This window comes from Granulicatella sp. 20925_1_28, from assembly GCF_041433575.1.
Classification (GTDB): domain Bacteria; phylum Bacillota; class Bacilli; order Lactobacillales; family Aerococcaceae; genus Granulicatella.
Genome location: NZ_JAPWBS010000002.1, coordinates 168,956 through 187,196, shown reverse-complemented (window position 1 = coordinate 187,196; position 18,241 = coordinate 168,956). Strand labels below are relative to the sequence as shown.

Here is an 18,241-nt window from a genome sequence, read left to right as displayed (position 1 = left end):
TTTTTATGCTTAGTTTCATATGGAAAATCATGTTTGATTGGAAAACCATTTTAAAGAGAACGATGATTTTTTTGATTTTGTCGATTGCCATAATTCTTCCTAAAATTAAAACGGATGATGAAATTATGGAAGAAAGTCGAAATGGTGCATTGATGACTTTGCAAGTAAATAAACGGTTTGAAAACTTGAAAAGCTCAGGTGGAGAGAAGGGAAAGGATTATCAACAATATTATGAGTTTATTCATAATGTTAATCTATTTAGTCAAAGTTTACTAGACAATAATTTAAGTGATTATTTACTATATTTTAGTAATGCTGCTAAATATGGAGAAACAGTATATGAAAATTTTCCAGAATTTTTTGGGTACGGAAGTATTGCAATGGAAGTAGATAATGTTCCTTTTAAGACGGCTAAAGAGAATGTGAGGAGAATTTTCATTAGAGATTATCATAAATTGGATTTTTATAATTCCAAACTCAAAGAGTTGTCTTTTTCTGATGTGCTAAGAAGTGATTTTTATGAAATAATTGGCGAAAATAAATTGTTTTCTAATTTCTTTCTGATTTTATTTCTAATAGTAGTACTAATGATGGACCTTATTTTAAGTTTTGAGGTAAAAGATTCTGTTTGGAGAACTATACCTAAATCCTTTGTTTCGTATCAAATTAAGAAGAAATTGATTTCTACGTGTTTAGTATTTGGGGTGCAAGTTTTCGTATCGATACTTGTGTTTGTTATGTTACTTCTTACTAAGACTATCAATCCACACATAGTTCCATCAATTGTAATTTTTAGTATGAATAATGAAGCAACAAGTGTTTCAGTGTTCTACTTCATGATTCCTATTTTATTTATTGTATTCTTGCTAGATTTATTGTTTATAATGATGGCCACCATCCTATTTCAAATCACAAGATCTAAAATTTTTTCGTCATCTCTAATACTATTTGTACTTTTTTTAGAAAGAATGATGATTCACTCTTCAATATACAAACATTTTCCAGCGTTGAGTCCAATCTATTATATTGATACGGTGTCTGCTCTAAATGGAAATAAATCACTAATCTACAATTATCCTTTTAGTTATATGGATGCGTGCAAGAGCATATTTATGTATATTTGTTTGCTATTTATTTTGCTAATCTTAATCATTAAGCAACAAGATAGGAGATGTAAATATGGGAATAAGTAGATGGGTACATAAACTAATATACAAACCGACACTAATATTTTGTGGATTTGTCTTACTTTTGTTAAGTGGGTTGTTTCTATTTGAATCAAGTGTCGGAACTGATGCTATATTTCTGAAAGAAGATTATCAAATTAAGGAAATAGTATTGCAAAATCTAACGGATATTGAAAATAGTGGAGAGACGATTAGCGATGAACTTAATGAACAAGTGCAACATTTCAACTTCGTAAGCAGTAATTTGTATATTGCGTACCGTAATGATAATTATTCTAAATTAAGAGAATTTAATAATCAGAGGGTTGAAAGTGTTGATAGCTTATTAAGTGTATTGCCTGAAACAATGAGGGAAAGAATTGCAGCTCTAAAAGCAGGGGTAGAAAAATCTGCAAAAATAACGGATTATCTAATCGAACACAACATCAACCTTAAAAAGTATAACAAAGTAGCCCCGTTTTTGGAGGTGGCTATAAAGTTATTGCTTATTAGTGTTCTATTGTTGATAAGTGTAGTACTAATTAATAGAGAAATGGAGATAAATGACAAAAAAGCGAAACTGTATAGAGTAATCCCAATATCTTCTAATAAAATTAATGAGAGTAGACTGTGGAATTATCTCTCACATTTATTCTTAATTCCATCTGTTTTCTATATTTTATTACTTGAATTGTTTTGCAGAGTGTTATTGCAAGAATCCATATTTGTAATTCCTATTACTGTTTTTAGCAATATTCAAGGAATTTGGAATATTTTTTCTCTAAAGGAAATTGTTGTTCCTATGATTCTATATCAATCTATTGTAATAGTTGTTATTTTTTATGCTTTAACCAAGATAAAGATTGTAAAGAAATCGTTAATAACCAATACTATAGAGTTGGGGTATTTTCTTTCAATTATTAATACAAGCGAGTGGGTAAACTTTTTGCCAACTAGTTGGATTTCGTTTTACCATCTTTTGACTAACCTTTAGATGGTGTGCGGTTCTTTCATTTTCAAAAGATGTTGTTGACTTACCTTATCTTGCTATTAAAAATAGAGAGCTCAGGGTGCTGAGCTCTTTATTTGTGTTAGGGTTAATTTTTATGAGTGTGTTATTTAAACGTAATTGAATTGTATGATAATCGATTGAAAAATTTTAAATCACAAAATTATTTTAGAGATTTTGCTTGCAAAAAATTAAAATTATGTTAAAATTAACATCAAGTATTAATTTGTCAGACAATTCAACATACAAAGGAAGTTGAATCGGGTGTCTGAGAGCGGAGGAAACATGAAAAAGAAGAGTTTAGTATTCTTATCAGCTGCAGCAGCGCTAACATTAGCAGCATGTGGCACAGCAGACAAAAGCAACACTTCATCTGAAGCATCAAAAGCTTCTTCAAAATCAAAATTCAATTCAGAAGTGACACATGAAGGAACAGCCATCAAAGGCGGAACATTAAAATACGCACTTGTAGTGGCTTCACCATTCAGTGGAATCTTCATCGATGAATTAGCATCAAACTCAGTTGACTCAACAATTGCGAGTCAAGTTGACCAATCAATGTTTGAATACGATGAAAACCGTAAATTAACAAACACTGGTTTAGCATCTATCGAATTAGACGTTGAAGGAAAAACTGCAACAATTACTTTAAACGCTAAAGACTACAAATGGTCAGATGGACAACCATTTACAATCGATGACTATATCTTCGCTATCGAAGCGATCGGTAACAAAGACTACACTGGTTCACGTTACAACGACCGTTATACAAACATCGTAGGGATGAAAGATTTCCACGAAGGCAAATCAGATAAAATTTCTGGTGTTGAAAAAGTGGATGATTACACAGTAAAACTTCACTTTGAAAAAATGTTACCATCAATGCAATTAGCAGGTGGTGCAATTCCAGCATACACAATGCCAAAACACATCTTTAAAGATATCCCTGTAAAAGAATGGGAACAAAGCGAATACGTTCGTGGTTCTAAAGTAGTTGGTCTTGGTGCCTTCACAATCGAATCAGTAGTTGCAGGGGAATCTGTAACATTGAAAGCGAACGAATACTACTACAAAGGTCGTCCAAAATTAGATAAAGTAGTAATGCAAGTTGTATCACCAGATGCAATCGTTTCTGAATTGAAAGCTGGTAACTACGATATCGCTACAATGCCAAGTGCTCAATACGAAGCGTTCAAAGATTTAACAAACGTAACTTACGTAAGTTCATTCGCGCCTTCTTATGAATATATCGCGTTCCACTTAGGTAAATACGACAAGGCTCAAGGTAAAAACGTTACAGATCCAAATGCGAAAATGGCTGATGTAAACTTACGTCAAGCGATGGGTTATGCATTAGATATCGACGCAGCCGGTGAAAACTTATATAACGGATTAAACTATGGTACAAACTCAATCATCTTACCATTCTTCAAAGACGTATATAACAAAGAACAAGAAGGGTTCACTTATAATCCAGAAAAAGCGAAACAATTATTAGACGAAGCTGGATATAAAGACGTAGACGGCGACGGACTTCGTGAAAACAAAGATGGTTCTAAATTACAAATCAACTTTGCTGCACGTACTCGTGACGCTGCCAACGAATCATTAGTTCAACAATACTTATTATGGTGGAAAGAAATTGGATTAGACGTACAACTTTACACAGGTCGTACAATCGAATCAAATAACTTCTACGAAAAAGTTCAATCGGATGATCCAGAAATCGATGTATTCTCAGCTGGATGGGGTGTTGGTTATGATCCAAACCCAGCAAACTTATTCGGTGAAACTGCTAAATTCAACTTCTCTCGTTATGTAAACGAAAAAGGTACTGAAATCATCAAGAAAATTGCTTCTACAGAGGCATTTGATGAAGCTAAGAACGTAGAATTCTACAAAGAATGGCAAGCATACGCTAAAGACCAAGCGTTCTTAATCCCAACATTAGTAGGGGATAGCGTAACAGCGGTTAACAAACGTGTGAAATACTATGACACTTCAATTGCAACTAAAGATTCAAAAGCACAATTATACCAATTAGAAGTAACTTCTGATACAGCAGCTAAATAATGCAATTAAACAAGTCTAGGAATTTTCCTAGGCTTGTTTTCATTATGAAAAAAGTTTTCAAAAATGAGAAAAAACTGATGAAAATTAAAAAAAGATTAGAAATACTATTGCAATTATTAAAAAGTTGGAGTATGATAAGTCCAACATAAATTTATGGATACACTCAAAAGCCTTAAAATAAAAGAATGGAGACTGATTATGATGAAAAAGAGAAATGTGATGATTCTATTCTCTGCAACGGCTGCCTTGACGTTAGCTGCATGTGGTAATAAAGAACAATCATCTTCAACAAGTAGCACTAGTGGAACGACGAAATACGCTTCTGAAGTCACTCACGACGGAACTCCAATCAAGGGAGGAACATTAAAATACGCAATCGTATCTTCTTCACCTTTCTCTGGAATTTTTGCGGATGAGTTATCTTCGGATACAAATGACTCAAGTATCGGTGGTCTAATTGATGAGAGTATGTTTGATTACGATGAAAACCGTAAGTTAACAAATACAGGTCTTGCAAGTATTGAATTTGACGTTGAAAATAAAACAGCAACCGTTACATTAAACTCAAAAGACTATAAATGGTCTGACGGCCAACCTGTAACCATCGACGACTACATCTTTGCTTACCAAGCCATCGGTAATAAAGACTATACAGGTGTTCGTTACGATGATGATTATAAAAATGTAGTTGGTATGGAAGAATATCATGATGGAAAAGCGGATAGCGTTTCTGGTCTTGAAAAAGTGGATGATTACACTGTGAAAATTCACTTCAAAGAAATGAGCCCTTCAATGCAATTAGCAGGTGGTTCTGTGTGTGCATACATCATGCCAAAACACATCTTTAAAGATATTCCAGAAGCTGAATGGGAAAAAAGTGATTATGTTCGTGGAACAAAATTCGTTGGTTTAGGTCAATTCAAGATTGAATCGATTGTTGCAGGAGAATCTGTGACATTAGTTCCTAACGAGCACTACTTCAGAGGAGTAGCGAAAGTTGATAAAGTCGTAATGGAAGTTGTATCTCCAGATAACATCGTTTCAGAAATGAAAGCTGGTAACTACGATATCGCTACTATGCCAAACTCACAATACGAAGCTTATAAAGATTTAACAAACGTGACTTTTCTAGGTTCACAAGCATCTGCTTATGAATATATCGGTTTCCACTTAGGAAAATATGATAAAGAAACTGGTAAAAACGTGACAGATCCAAATGCGAAAATGTCAGATGTAAACTTACGTCAAGCAATGGCATACGCACTCGATATCGATGCGGCAGGTCAAAACTTGTACAATGGATTACAACATTCTTCTAACTCAATCATCATTCCATTCTTCAAAGATGTATATAACAAAGATCAAGAAGGATTCTCATATAACCCAGAAAAAGCAAAACAATTGCTTGATGAAGCAGGTTATAAAGACGTTGATGGAGACGGAATTCGTGAAAATAAAGACGGTTCTAAATTGACAATCAACTTTGCTGCACGTACTCGTGACGAAGCGAATGAGTCACTTGTGCAACAATACTTGAACTGGTGGAAAGAAATCGGATTGAATGTTCAATTGTATACTGGACGTACAATCGAATTGAACTCATTCTATGATAAAGTTCAAGCGGATGACCCAGAAATCGATGTGTTTTCAGCTGGTTGGTCTACTGGTTACGATCCAAATCCATCAGGATTATTTGGTGAAACAGCACAATTCAACTTCGAACGTTATGTAGATGCTGAAGGAACTGCCATCATGAATAAAATTAGTTCAACAGAATCATTTGATTCAGCTAAAAACGTTGAGTTCTATAAAGAATGGCAAAAATATGTTCACGATAAAGCATTCATCTTCCCAACATTAGTCGGAGAAGAACTTACAGCAGTGAATAAACGTGTGAAATACTTCGATGTAAACTTAGGCAGCAAGAAATCTGCTTTATATCAAGTAGAATTAACAAGTGATACTGGTGCTAAATAAGAATTGGAAGGAGACGAGCTTCGGTTCGTCTCTTTTTGTTTGCACAAAATCCATAAAATCAATGAAAACGCATTAATGACGGGATTTTAGTGAAATTTGAATTTAAAATTAAAATAACATGAGAAAAGTTAATTTTTTGCTCATAAATAATGGTAATCACGCAGGATTCATGGTAAACTAAAAATACGCTGTATCTGCGCTCGAATTGTCATACAATTTGCAAAAAGAGAGCATGCAACGTATAATAGAAACGTTGTTTTATTATTTTAAATATTGAAATAGTTAACCAAAGAAAATAAGGAGGAATCGGATTTGACAATTGATAAGCCACTATTAGAAATCAATAACTTACACGTTGGTTTCCGTATCAAAGATGATTTTTATGATGCAGTAGATAATGTGTCATTAACATTAGAAAAGAATGAAATTTTGGCCATCGTTGGGGAATCAGGATGTGGGAAATCTACATTAGCGACAACCATCATGGGCTTACACAACAAAAATAACACAAAGATTACAGGGGACATCATTTATAACGATGTGAACTTAGTAAACTTAAACGAAGCGTTATATAACAAAATTCGCGGAAATGATATTGGTATGATTTTCCAAGATCCATTGGCTTCGTTAAACCCATTAATGACAATTGGTGCTCAAATCGATGAAGCTCTTTATTATCATACAGATTTAAATGAAAAAGAACGTACTGAACGCGTACTTGAATTGTTAGGACAAGTAGGGATTCCAAACCCACAACGTACTTACAAACAATACCCACACGAATTATCAGGTGGGATGCGTCAACGTGTGGTTATCGCGATTGCTTTATCATGTAAACCACCAATCATCATTGCCGATGAACCAACAACTGCCTTAGACGTAACAATCCAAGCGCAAATCTTAGACTTATTAAATGATATCCAGAAAGAAACAGAATCAGGTATCATCTTAATCACGCACGACCTTGGGGTAGTAGCAGAAACTGCGGACCGTGTAGCCGTGATGTATGCTGGACAATTTGTGGAAGTAGCACCTGTTGAAGAGCTATTCACAAATCCTAAACATCCTTATACACGTTCATTACTACAATCAATCCCACAAGCGGGTTCAGAAGGCGAAGAATTACACGTGATCCAAGGAACAGTGCCACCATTACCAAAATTACCACGTAAGGGTTGCCGTTTCGCACCACGTATTCCATGGATTTCAGCGGACGCTCACGAAGAGGATCCAACACTACATGAAGTTGGACCAAACCACTTCGTTCGTTGTACATGTTATAAACATTTCCATTTTGAAGGGGAGGAAGCATAATGAGCGGTTTTGTAACCATTGAAGATTTAAAAGTTCACTATCCGATTCGTAGTGGCTTCTTTAACCGAGTAACGGATCATGTTTATGCGGTAGACGGAGTATCACTTGAAATCGAAGAAGGAAAAACTTACGGTCTTGTTGGAGAATCAGGTTCTGGTAAATCAACTATTGGTAAAGCAATCATTGGTCTAGAACACGTAACAAGCGGTAAAGTCATTTACGAAGGAGAAGACGTAACAAACAAAGCACGTCGTCGTACTTCAGACTACAACCGTAACGTACAAATGATCTTCCAAGATTCACTATCAAGTTTTAACCCTAAAAAACGTATTTTAGATATCGTAGCTGAGCCATTAAGAAACTTCGAACGTTTATCTCCAGATGAAGAGAGAAAACGCGTGATTGAATTAATGGAAATCATCGGATTATCTGAAGAAGCATTATTAAAATATCCACACCAGTTCTCAGGTGGTCAAAGACAACGTATCGGTGTTGCTCGTGCCTTAGCAAGTAACCCTCGTTTAATCATCGCCGACGAACCAGTATCAGCGTTAGACTTATCTGTACAAGCGCAAGTGTTAAACTACATGAAACGCATCCAAGATGAGTTCAACTTAAGTTACTTATTTATTTCCCATGACCTTGGGGTTGTAAAACATATGTGTGATGAGTTATTCATCATGTACCGTGGACGTTTCGTTGAAACAGGGAAATCGGAAGATATTTACGCGAACCCTCAACACATCTATACAAAACGTCTATTGTCTGCGATTCCGGTAATCGATCCAGAAAACCGTGAAGCAAACAAACTTCGTCGTAAAGAAGCTGAGAAATTCTACCAAGAAAATCAAAACTTATACTACGATGAAAACGGTCGTGTGTTTGATTTACAAAAAATCTCAGACTCACACTTTGTTGCATTAAATCCAAAAGGAGGGAAATAGTTATGTGGAAAACCATTTTACGTCGTGTGTTATTAATGTTGCCACAAATCTTCATCCTTAGTGTGCTAGCATTCTTAATCGCGAAAATGATGCCAGGGGATCCATTTACAGGTTTAATTACTCCAGAAACGGACCCAAATACAATTGAAGCTTTACGTGTGAAATCTGGATTCTATGATCCACTTCCTGTTCAATATTGGAACTGGATTTCAAAAGCATTCCGCGGAGACTTCGGTCAAAGTTATACTTACAAATATGAAGTAACAAAATTAATCGGACAGCGTATCGGTAACACAGTGTGGTTATCATTACTAACATTGATTTTAACTTATTTAATTGCATTACCATTAGGGATGATTGCAGGTCGTTTCCAAAACTCTTGGGCTGACAAAGCAATCGTAGTATATACATTCATTACTTACTCAATCCCAGTATTCGTATTCGCCTTAATTCTATTATGGTTATTTGGTTATACATTAGGTTGGTTCCCAACTCGTGGTTCTGTCGATTCAGATGTAGTTGCTGGAACAATGGGCTATTATGTAAACAAATTCCATCACATGATTTTACCAGCGTTTACGATGGCGATTCTTTCAACAACTGGTACGATTCAATACTTACGTACAGGAGTTATCGATGCGAAGAGCCAAGACTACGTTCGTACAGCACGTGCAAAAGGGGTTCCTGAAAATGTCGTGTTCAACCGCCACATCTTCCGCAACTCAATCTTGCCAATCGCAGCCTTCTTAGGGTATGAATTCACTGGTTTAATCGGTGGGTCAGTGTTTATTGAAAACATCTTCTCATATCCTGGAATGGGGAACTTATTCGTAACATCAATTCAAGGACGTGACTACTCAGTAATCTTAGCATTACTATTACTCTTTGGTACAGCGACTCTTCTAGGTACGCTTTTATCAGATATTATCATGAGTATTGTAGACCCACGTGTTCGTGTACAATAATAAAAGGAGGAGTAGCAAATGGAGCAAAATAATGTAAATACAGTTGAAGAAACTGTCGTTGAAGAAAGCACCGTATCTACACCACCTGCTGGTTTTCAGGTTATTGTACGGGAGTTTTTAAAAGATAAATTAGCGCTTTTCGCGTTAATTTTACTAACGTTGATTTTCTTAATCATCTTTGTCGGACCATTCTTTATCGACCAAGAGGCTGCTTTAAAAGTAAATATCTTAGGTCGTTATAAAGCCCCAACAAATGCACACTTGTTAGGGACTGACGAAAGTGGTCGTGACGTTTTAGCCCTCTTAATTATCGGGGCTCGTAACTCAGTATTAATCGGTTTCTCAATTACAATCTTGACATGTATCGTTGGTATCTTTGTCGGATTGATTTCTGGTTACTACGGTAAATGGGTGGACACAACTTTAATGCGTATCGTTGACTTTATCATGATCTTACCAACATTGATGATTATCATCGTGTTTGTTACAGTGATTCCGAACTACACAATGTTCCACTTCGTATTAATCATGACAGCCTTCTATTGGGTAGGTTCTGCTCGTTTATTCAGAACACGTACTCTTCAAGAAGCAAGCTTAGACTATGTAAATGCATCTAAGACATTAGGTTCAAGTGACTTTAGAATCATGTTCCGTGAAATCTTGCCAAACTTAAGTTCATTAATTATCGTTAACTTAATCTTACGTTTAGCAGGGAACATCGGTATTGAAACAGGGTTAACTTACTTAGGTTTCGGTTTACCATTTACAACACCATCACTTGGTTCATTAATTTCTGCAGCGAAAAATGCGGACATCATCGAGAACAAATTATGGGTTTGGTTACCAGCCACAATCTTAATTTTTATCATGATGTTATGTATCAACTATGTTGGTCAAGCCCTACAACGTGCAGCGGACTCTCGCCAACGTTTAGGTTAATCATAAATTTGCAAAAGAGATTGAAGGAAACTTCAGTCTCTTTTTTTGTGCAGAAAAAGCCGAATAGAAAATTTTTTCGTATCTAATAGAGAAGAAAAGTGCAGGGTCTCGGTGTTTGGTTGTGAAATAGGAGGGAATCTAGTAAAATAGAATATACAAATGGCGAAAGGAGTGGCCACGATGAAGGTTAGTGAATCGTTTGAGACTGTTTTAAAGAATCGTGATTTGAAGCTGGATAAGAAAGATTTAGGCGATGGTGGCATCGCGTTTCTTGGTCTGTATTCAGAAGGAGAAGCCGAGTTTCCATTTAGCGTCGTGTTCGATGATAGCCAGGATCGTACCGATTACCAGATTACTTATGAAGGAATCGGGAATGGAAGAGACTTTGGCTTAGATTTATTCGAGGTGCTCTACACCATTAATCGCTTGAACCAAGAACTAGTGGCATACTATACGCTACTAATGGATACAGACGGCGAGCTCTTTATTCGCTATGTGGGGAGAGTAACTCCATTTGAGACCTTTACGCTGTATGAATTACTCGTGATTGGCTCAAAAATTGCCTCAGAAGTACGTAGAACATTATTAGAGTTAAAGGATGAGAACGATAGTTAAGAAGTATTCCCATTTGATAAAGCCATTCGACGTTATTATTGTGCTCGTCTTATTGGCACTATCATTTTTACCAAATGCAATCTTTGCTTATCAACAAGCAACGAGAAAAGAAGAAGCGAAAATCTACGCGATTCTCACAATTGATGGAGAAGAAATCGAGCGCTTTGAACTCAGTGAAAATACGCCGCATGAAGAGTTCATCTACTTCCCGCATGACGATCAATATAATATTATTGAAATCGATGGAACGCGTATCCGTGACAAGGAGGATAATAGTCCAGACCAAATCGCGGTGCAAACAGGTTGGATATCCCAACCAGGTCAGACAAGTATTTGCTTGCCACATGGGCTGATGATTGAGATTGTCTCAACCGAGCCTGCTACTAGTGATAATGACACCATTATCCCGTTATAGAAATATGTAAAGTTCGCTACAGTCGTGGCGAACTTTTTTCTTTCTCGACTGTTTCCCTTCCAAGGAGGAGAGCATTTTGCTCGTTACCTTTGCGGTGCGCCAAATTAACTAAAATCACACAGCGCATTTATTATTCCATATTTTTTCGTGCATTTATAAAAATAAGAGCACTACTGCATAAGAATTTCTCTTTGAACTAGACGATGAGGAGAATTTAGCGGATTTTATAATAGCAGTAATGGGGGATAGCATTCAAAGTGAATTACGTACTCTTGAAAATTTATTTTCTAGAGTACGTTTGAATCTTGAAAGAGCTTGAGACCATGGCTCAAGCCGGTGCCCCATTACAGCTATTATAAAAAAATCCGCAAGGATTCGATTCATCGTCTTAGGCTAACGCTCAAGAAGTACCAAAAGAAATCCTTTGCTCAGTCGATGCACTACTTATTTTATAAAAAACTCACGAAAGAGCGCTGGAATATGGTATTATAGTGGAATAAGGAGGAATGCACTGTGCGAATTATTTCAGGAGAATTTGGCGGAAGACGCTTAAAGGCAGTACCGGGCCAAAATACTCGTCCGACGACTGACAAGATAAAAGAATCGCTCTTCAATATTCTTGGCGGTTATTTTGACGGAGGAGTCATGCTCGACATGTATAGCGGAAGCGGAGCCGTTGCCATCGAGGCTGTCTCTCGTGGGATGGACCGTGCGTTTCTATTCGAGAACAATCGCCTGGCACAAAAGACGATTGAGCAAAATATTGAGATTACAAAATCACCCGAGCAATTTCATTTAAAACGACAAAATGTGAAACAAGGACTCAAAACCATTGCAAGCGACCCAGCGTTTGAACCGTTCGAGTTTGTGTTTATGGATCCGCCATATCGCCTGCAAGAAATTGTAAAGGACATTGAGCAGTTACAAGAGTTGAATCTAGTTTCTCCAGATTGCGTGATTGTCTGCGAGGTGGATAAGGAAGTGCAACTTCCAGAGCTAATTTTAGACTTTGAGCAATATAAGCGTGTGGAGTACGGCATTACAGCCCTAGTGTTTTTCGACCGTGCGACTAGCGAAGAGGAGGCTTAATATGAGAAAAGCGGTAGTAGCTGGAAGCTTCGACCCGATTACAAATGGGCATTTAGATATCATCGAGCGAAGCAGTGAGCTCTTCGATGAAGTGATTGTCGTTTTATCGCATAATGTTCAGAAAAATTATTTATTTTCTTTAGATGAGCGAAAATCACTGGTTGAAGAGGTGATTGCGCATGTACCTAATGCAAGAGTGGTAGCCGTAAGCGGAGGATTAACTGTAGAGGCTGCAGCACAATTAGGAGCTAGCGTTCTTGTCCGTGGCGTACGAAACGCAACCGACTTTGAATATGAAGCGACTCTTGCATCCCATAACCGTGTTCAAAATGGTGATGTGGAGACAGTATTATTACTCAGCAAAGAAGAGTACCGATTTGTAAGTTCGTCAATGATGAAGGAGTTGGCTCGCTTTGGAGGGGACGTAACGCCATTTGTTCCAACTGTAGTAGCAGATGCCTTACAAGAAAAATACAAAGATGCGCCTGAACGCACAATAAAAATGGATGAGGAGATAACAGATGTCAAAGGTTAAGAAGATTATTATTGCGGCCTTAATTTTCGTTGTATTAGCGATTGTGGCGATGATTCCAATCCCGTATGTGATTGAATCGCCAGGGACTGCAGAAGAAGTATCCCAATTTTTAACGATTAGTGGAGCAAAAGATGAGGATCCAGGTTCTCTCAGGGTGCTGACGGTGTATGTCGAGCAGGCGACCGTTTTAACGTACTTTAAGAAGTTCTTGAAGCATCACGAAATGGTTCCGTCTGAAGAGGTATTCGGGGATTATACGCCAGAAGAATTCGATACCCTGCAAGATTTCAGTATGCGTAATGCACGATCAAAAGCGGTTCGAGTTGCTTTTGAAGCTGCTGGAAAAACGGTCGAACGACATGTAAATGGTATTTTCGTCACACGTGTGGATCCAAACTCTAATTTCCGTGATAAGTTAAAAGTCGGAGATATTATCGAAACGATTGACGGAAAGAGTCCAGGGAATACGGATGAGAGCTTCGAAGAATTAAGAGACTATTTAGCAAGCCTTGAACCAGGACATACGCTCGTCCTTCAAGTGAAACGTGATGATGCGACAATGTCGATCAGAGGTCAGTTGAAAATGGATAGCCGTACTGGTGGTATCCGTCTTGGATTTGGCGGGGAAGTGGATGAAGATGTGACTTCTGACCCATCCGTTGAATTTGACCCTCATGGTGTGAGTGGCCCTTCAGGTGGTTTGATGTTCACGCTTGAAATTTATAACCAAATTACGAATAGTCATTTAAAAAACGGACATAATATTGCCGGAACAGGAACGATTGAATTAGATGGAACGGTTGGACGTATCGGTGGAATTGATAAGAAATTAGTAGCTGCGATTGAAGCAGGTGCGACGGTTTTTTTAGCCCCAGATGATGAAATCACGGACGAAATGCGTGCTCGTTATCCAGATATTAAATCGAACTACGAAGAAGTCAAAGAAGCGGCTGCGAAGTTAGGGACAGATATTAAAATTTATCCTGTGAAGACTTTGGATGAAGCCATTGAAATTCTAAAAAATCTATAACCAATGAGTCATTTTTCTCATATCTTTAATTGGAGAAATCTTTTTAAGGAGTGAGAGAAATGGCTTTTTTTGATGAGTGGAAAGAAAAATGGGAGTCGTGGAGTTTGTCGGCCAAGGCTGCTGTCATTGGTGGAATTCTTCTTATATTAGTGGGTGTGGGAGGCTTGTTTTCTAAAAAAGAAGAGTCCGTGGAAGGAACGACAGTGGTAGAGACGACAATGCTGGCAGAAAAGACAGAAGTCAGTACGACGCAAGAAACAGTCATTTTCGTGGATATTAAAGGAGCGGTGAAAAATCCGGGAGTCTATCAAATGAAGGTTGGAGACCGTGTAAAGGACGCGCTCGATGCCGCTGGAGGATTGACGGCGGAGGCGGATAGCCAGAAAGTGAACTTGGCGCAAAGAGTAGAAGATCAGATGGTGATTGTTGTGCCAAAAGTTGGAGAAGAAGGAGCTGCGGCGATTCCAGCGGGAGCAACGAGTAAAGAAGCCACTAAAGAAGGAAAAGTGAATATTAATACGGCAACGGTGGAAGAGTTGAAGACATTGAAGGGTGTCGGCGAGAAAAAGGCCGAGGCGATTATCGAGTACCGCAAGAAGAACGGTTCGTTTAAAACGAAGGAAGATTTGATGAAAGTCCGTGGCATTGGCAAGAAGCTCTTCGACTCCTTTCAGGAAAGGATTGTGACGCAATGAGTTACTGGATACTAGCAGTGCTTGTAGCGTCTAGCATCGTTGTCTTCGAAGGGGCAGTCGCTTGGTGGATTGTCCCTTTATGCATTATTGTTGTGGCGTGGAAACGAGGACAAGAGAATTGGAAAAGAGTGCTCGGTATCGTCCTATGTGTAGCGATAGGGATGCGGTTGTTTTTATATATACGAGAAGTGACACATCCGTCTTTTATGGTTGATGATGCGATACATGGGCAACTCGTATTAAACCCGAATCAATTAAAAGTGAATGGCGATTTAGTAACCGGAACTGCCACGCTGGAAGCAGGAACGAAGCACGAGAAAGTCTTTTTCTATTACGTTGTCGAGTCGGAATCTGAGCAACAAGCCTTCTTGCAGTTGCATGAAGTAGTTCGAGTTTCGGTTGAAGGGGCCATTGAAGAAATTGAGCATGCACGTAATAAAGGGAATTTCGATGCGAAAAACTATTATCTGAGTCTTGGGGTGCTGCACGCTTTGAAGGTTGAGCGAATGAATTCCAGTATGAAGCCCGTTTCGGGGTTCTGGAGCTTTGTGGAGCATCTGCGGTCTCAGTTATTGCAAGTTGTGCGTACTCAAAAAGATAGCCGCATAAAACAATATACAGGCGCCTTACTCTTAGCGGACCGAAGTGGATTTAGCGAAGAAGAGTGGGAACAATACAAGCAACTGGGCCTCTTGCATCTCTTAGCGATTTCGGGATTACATATCTCCTTAATGGTCGCTTGCATCGAACGACTCTGTTGGCGAAGCGGCATTACTAGAGAAAAAACGCGGGGATTACTGGTGCTTTTTGTAGTGCTCTATGGATTTGTGATTGGCTGGAATATTAGCGGTACCCGTGCCATTGGTATGGTGTTGTTAGGCGTCTTATCCAAACCGTTCATCAAGAAACGGGGGAGCATGCAGATGGACTGCTTACTCTGGATGGCGATAGCGTCTATTCTGGTTTGGCCAGGGATTCTTTTAAATGTAGCCTTTCAACTCAGTTATGGATTAACGGTCATTATTATTTTTCTCTCGAAATGGCAACGAGCTGTCTTGCCTCGCATTCGCGCTAATTTGTGGGTGCCGATTGGGATGAGTCTTATCGCATTGCCTCTTCTGTGCCAGTATTTCTTTTATTGGAATGCACTAAGTATTCTTTTAACTGCGCTCTTTTCGGTGTTGTTTGAAATGCTGCTGTTTCCATTGTTAACAGCGTATTTAGTCGCGGTACTTTTGGGATTAAGCTCGCTAATTGACCTTCTAACAACTTTTGGAGAATTCATTCTTTCTGGAGTTTCTCGTGTTCTTACGTTCTGCCAGCAGTTGTCCTTTACGAAATTCACACTGGGGATTTGGGACAAATGGGAAGTAATTCTCTTTCTTACAATCCTTATTGTCGTTGGGATTTTATTTGAGCAACGAAAGATGACGATTCGAAAAGGGATTGTTTGTATTATTGCACTTTTAGCGCTATTAATTGAAGTGCCGTATCACTGGGGGACGGAACTCGTGATGGTGGACGTTGGGCAAGGGGACTCCATCCTTCTTTTAGCGCCAGGGTGGAATCAGGCAACGCTTATTGATACAGGGGGTCTCTCTGATTTTAAACAGAAAGAGGCGTGGCGGCACAGGAAGAAAAAAGACCAAGGAATTACGACAGTTGTTCCCGCCTTGCAAGCAGAAGGCCTCTCGGAGCTCTCACAAGTCATGTTGTCTCATGGGGACGAAGACCATGTTGGAAACTTAAAAACCATCGCCAAGCATCTCACTATCCGCCAACTCATTATTGGAAAAGGAATGGAAAAAATTCCCTTGATGCAGGAGATGAAGAAAAGGTATCCAAAGACACAGTGGCGATTGGTACTGGCAGGAGATGAATGGAAATGGAATGAGACAACTTGGAAGGTGCTATGGCCAAAAGATTTGTCTCATGCGGAAAACGAAGACTCGATACTGGCTCTTGTCACGGTGATGAAGCAAACCATTCTTCTGACGGGAGATGCTTCAGAGAAGGTGGAAGAGGCTGTCGTTAGGGCACATCCAAACTTGCAGTTCTCTATCCTTAAAGTGGGGCATCACGGGAGCAGGACATCGAGTGGCGAGGCGCTTCTCAAACTCGTTCAGCCAAGGGTCGCGTTCATATCGTGTGGGAAGCACAATCACTATGGGCATCCAAGTCCAGAGACTTTGGCGCGCTTGAAAGCTACTGGCGCTATCATTTTCCGGACGGACCAAGACGGGCAAATTCGGCTTCAGTTTACCCGCGAAAAATTAGAAGTCACAACAAGGCTTACGAAACGAAAAAAAGAATTGAAACAATAGACAAAGACTCGTTTTCAAGATAAACTAAAACAACAGGAGGCGAAGAAATGGAATTTGAGAAACAGCTCAATCGAATTAAAAAAGGGCAAGTCAGTCTGGTTTATCTCGTTCAAGGGAAAGAACCATACTTACAAGAGCTTGCGCGTAAAGTGTTTTTGGACACCATTGTCGCTCCTGAAGATCAAGATTTGAACGTGGGACGATTCAATATGGATGAAGTGTCCGTTCAAACCGCGGTTCAAGATGCCGAATCTGTGCCATTTTTTGGAGACCGCAGATTAGTTATGATTGATAATCCAACGTTTTTAACAGGGGAGAAGGAGAAAAAATCCATCGACCATCAGTTGGACCGCCTACAAGCGTATTTAGAAAATCCGATGGATAGTTCGGTGATGGTTTTCTTTGCGCCATATGAAAAGTTGGACCAACGTAAGAAAATCGTGAAACAGTTGAAGAAGGTTGCCGTTCTTCTCGATGCAAGCGAACTCTCAGAACGCGATGTGAGACAATACATCAAGGACTATTTACGTTCGCAACAATATGGCATTCAAGAAGAGGCGTTAAACACTTTACTCCTCAAGACACAATACTCGCTTACCACTTGTATGAAAGAGCTTGATAAATTAATGGTTGCCGAAATTGGAACGTATTCCATTCGACTTGAAACGGTCGAGGCGTTAGTGGCTAAAACTTTGGAACAAAGCATCTTTGATTTTGGAGAAGCCATCCTGAACAAAGACAGCAAACGTGCCCTTCAAATTTATCATGATATGTTATTGCAAAAAGAAGACCCAATCAAAATGAACGCAATTCTATTAGGCCAATTCCGCCTATTGCTTCAAGTGTCGTATTTGAAAAAAGCCGGCTACCAAGAACCCGAAATTCAAAAGACACTCGCGGTGCACCCGTATCGCGTCAAACTCGCGCTGAACCAATGCCGCCGCTACGGAACACCATTATTGGAAGCAGCCTTCCAGCAATTAGTCGAAACCGAGTACGCATTGAAGACCAGTGTCGGAATCAAAGAAATGCAATTGGAATGGTTCATCCTCCAATTTTGCGGCCAAAGAACGTTATAATTAGTCTGTTTGAAACGTCGATATCTTATTAAAGATTTCGGCGTTCAGTTGTTTGTAAATAATTATCTAATT

General features: G+C 38.8%; 16 protein-coding genes. All 16 read left to right on the top strand.

The window, feature by feature from the left end; all coding sequences use genetic code 11:
• Positions 1 to 5: 5 nt before the first annotated feature.
• The 16 genes from O3793_RS02445 (at position 6) to holA (ending at position 18,169) form a co-directional block, all read left to right on the top strand.
• Positions 6 to 1,193 (top strand): hypothetical protein, encoded by a 1,188-nt coding sequence (locus O3793_RS02445; RefSeq protein ID WP_371445346.1) that lies wholly within the window; start codon positions 6 to 8, stop codon positions 1,191 to 1,193.
• Positions 1,180 to 2,160 (top strand): hypothetical protein, encoded by a 981-nt coding sequence (locus O3793_RS02440; protein ID WP_371445344.1) that lies wholly within the window; start codon positions 1,180 to 1,182, stop codon positions 2,158 to 2,160. The genes O3793_RS02445 and O3793_RS02440 overlap by 14 nt, the downstream gene beginning before the upstream one ends.
• Before the next feature lie 300 nt (positions 2,161 to 2,460).
• Positions 2,461 to 4,248 (top strand): oligopeptide ABC transporter substrate-binding protein, encoded by a 1,788-nt coding sequence (locus O3793_RS02435; RefSeq protein WP_371445342.1) that lies wholly within the window; start codon positions 2,461 to 2,463, stop codon positions 4,246 to 4,248.
• A 201-nt stretch (positions 4,249 to 4,449) separates the two neighbouring features.
• Complete coding sequence (locus O3793_RS02430; RefSeq protein ID WP_371445400.1) at positions 4,450 to 6,225, top strand: oligopeptide ABC transporter substrate-binding protein; 1,776 nt, start codon at positions 4,450 to 4,452, stop codon at positions 6,223 to 6,225.
• A 312-nt stretch (positions 6,226 to 6,537) separates the two neighbouring features.
• Entirely contained in the window at positions 6,538 to 7,539 is a 1,002-nt protein-coding gene (locus O3793_RS02425; RefSeq protein WP_371445340.1) for an ABC transporter ATP-binding protein, read from the top strand.
• Positions 7,539 to 8,483: an ABC transporter ATP-binding protein gene (locus tag O3793_RS02420; RefSeq protein ID WP_371445339.1), complete on the top strand. Its 945-nt coding sequence runs from the start codon at positions 7,539 to 7,541 to the stop codon at positions 8,481 to 8,483. The genes O3793_RS02425 and O3793_RS02420 overlap by 1 nt, the downstream gene beginning before the upstream one ends.
• A 2-nt stretch (positions 8,484 to 8,485) precedes the next feature.
• Entirely contained in the window at positions 8,486 to 9,448 is a 963-nt protein-coding gene (opp4B, locus tag O3793_RS02415; protein ID WP_371445337.1) for an oligopeptide ABC transporter permease, read from the top strand.
• 18 nt (positions 9,449 to 9,466) lie between these two features.
• Positions 9,467 to 10,387, top strand: coding sequence for an ABC transporter permease (locus O3793_RS02410; protein ID WP_371445335.1), 921 nt, complete (start codon positions 9,467 to 9,469; stop codon positions 10,385 to 10,387).
• Between the two features lie 180 nt (positions 10,388 to 10,567).
• Positions 10,568 to 11,002, top strand: a complete 435-nt coding sequence (locus O3793_RS02405) for a hypothetical protein (protein ID WP_371445333.1) — start codon at positions 10,568 to 10,570, stop codon at positions 11,000 to 11,002.
• Positions 10,986 to 11,417, top strand: a complete 432-nt coding sequence (locus tag O3793_RS02400; protein WP_371445332.1) for a NusG domain II-containing protein — start codon at positions 10,986 to 10,988, stop codon at positions 11,415 to 11,417. Before O3793_RS02405 ends, O3793_RS02400 begins: the two co-directional genes overlap by 17 nt.
• Before the next feature lie 513 nt (positions 11,418 to 11,930).
• Entirely contained in the window at positions 11,931 to 12,506 is a 576-nt protein-coding gene (gene rsmD, locus O3793_RS02395) for a 16S rRNA (guanine(966)-N(2))-methyltransferase RsmD (RefSeq protein WP_371445331.1), read from the top strand.
• A gap of 1 nt (position 12,507) precedes the next feature.
• Complete coding sequence (gene coaD / locus O3793_RS02390; RefSeq protein ID WP_371445329.1) at positions 12,508 to 13,041, top strand: pantetheine-phosphate adenylyltransferase; 534 nt, start codon at positions 12,508 to 12,510, stop codon at positions 13,039 to 13,041.
• Positions 13,028 to 14,071, top strand: a complete 1,044-nt coding sequence (locus O3793_RS02385) for a SepM family pheromone-processing serine protease (RefSeq protein ID WP_371445327.1) — start codon at positions 13,028 to 13,030, stop codon at positions 14,069 to 14,071. Before coaD ends, O3793_RS02385 begins: the two co-directional genes overlap by 14 nt.
• A 59-nt stretch (positions 14,072 to 14,130) precedes the next feature.
• Positions 14,131 to 14,766: a helix-hairpin-helix domain-containing protein gene (locus tag O3793_RS02380; RefSeq protein ID WP_371445325.1), complete on the top strand. Its 636-nt coding sequence runs from the start codon at positions 14,131 to 14,133 to the stop codon at positions 14,764 to 14,766.
• The gene (locus tag O3793_RS02375; RefSeq protein ID WP_371445323.1) at positions 14,763 to 17,090 is read left to right on the top strand and encodes a DNA internalization-related competence protein ComEC/Rec2; all 2,328 of its coding nucleotides are present in this window, start codon (positions 14,763 to 14,765) and stop codon (positions 17,088 to 17,090) included. Before O3793_RS02380 ends, O3793_RS02375 begins: the two co-directional genes overlap by 4 nt.
• A 47-nt stretch (positions 17,091 to 17,137) precedes the next feature.
• Positions 17,138 to 18,169 (top strand): DNA polymerase III subunit delta, encoded by a 1,032-nt coding sequence (gene holA, locus O3793_RS02370; protein ID WP_371445321.1) that lies wholly within the window; start codon positions 17,138 to 17,140, stop codon positions 18,167 to 18,169.
• Positions 18,170 to 18,241: the final 72 nt, after the last annotated feature.

Excerpts from the sequence above, each read along its gene's own strand:
- O3793_RS02430 (WP_371445400.1), top strand. The coding sequence starts at position 4,450 with ATGAAAAAGAGAAATGTGATGATTCTATTCTCTGCAACGGCTGCCTTG.
- O3793_RS02375 (WP_371445323.1), top strand. The coding sequence starts at position 14,763 with ATGAGTTACTGGATACTAGCAGTGCTTGTAGCGTCTAGCATCGTTGTC.
- O3793_RS02435 (WP_371445342.1), top strand. The coding sequence starts at position 2,461 with ATGAAAAAGAAGAGTTTAGTATTCTTATCAGCTGCAGCAGCGCTAACA.
- O3793_RS02420 (WP_371445339.1), top strand. The coding sequence starts at position 7,539 with ATGAGCGGTTTTGTAACCATTGAAGATTTAAAAGTTCACTATCCGATT.
- opp4B (WP_371445337.1), top strand. The coding sequence starts at position 8,486 with ATGTGGAAAACCATTTTACGTCGTGTGTTATTAATGTTGCCACAAATC.
- O3793_RS02400 (WP_371445332.1), top strand. The coding sequence starts at position 10,986 with ATGAGAACGATAGTTAAGAAGTATTCCCATTTGATAAAGCCATTCGAC.
- coaD (WP_371445329.1), top strand. The coding sequence starts at position 12,508 with ATGAGAAAAGCGGTAGTAGCTGGAAGCTTCGACCCGATTACAAATGGG.
- holA (WP_371445321.1), top strand. The coding sequence starts at position 17,138 with ATGGAATTTGAGAAACAGCTCAATCGAATTAAAAAAGGGCAAGTCAGT.
- O3793_RS02440 (WP_371445344.1), top strand. The coding sequence starts at position 1,180 with ATGGGAATAAGTAGATGGGTACATAAACTAATATACAAACCGACACTA.
- O3793_RS02380 (WP_371445325.1), top strand. The coding sequence starts at position 14,131 with ATGGCTTTTTTTGATGAGTGGAAAGAAAAATGGGAGTCGTGGAGTTTG.
- O3793_RS02405 (WP_371445333.1), top strand. The coding sequence starts at position 10,568 with ATGAAGGTTAGTGAATCGTTTGAGACTGTTTTAAAGAATCGTGATTTG.
- O3793_RS02410 (WP_371445335.1), top strand. The coding sequence starts at position 9,467 with ATGGAGCAAAATAATGTAAATACAGTTGAAGAAACTGTCGTTGAAGAA.
- O3793_RS02445 (WP_371445346.1), top strand. The coding sequence starts at position 6 with ATGCTTAGTTTCATATGGAAAATCATGTTTGATTGGAAAACCATTTTA.
- O3793_RS02385 (WP_371445327.1), top strand. The coding sequence starts at position 13,028 with ATGTCAAAGGTTAAGAAGATTATTATTGCGGCCTTAATTTTCGTTGTA.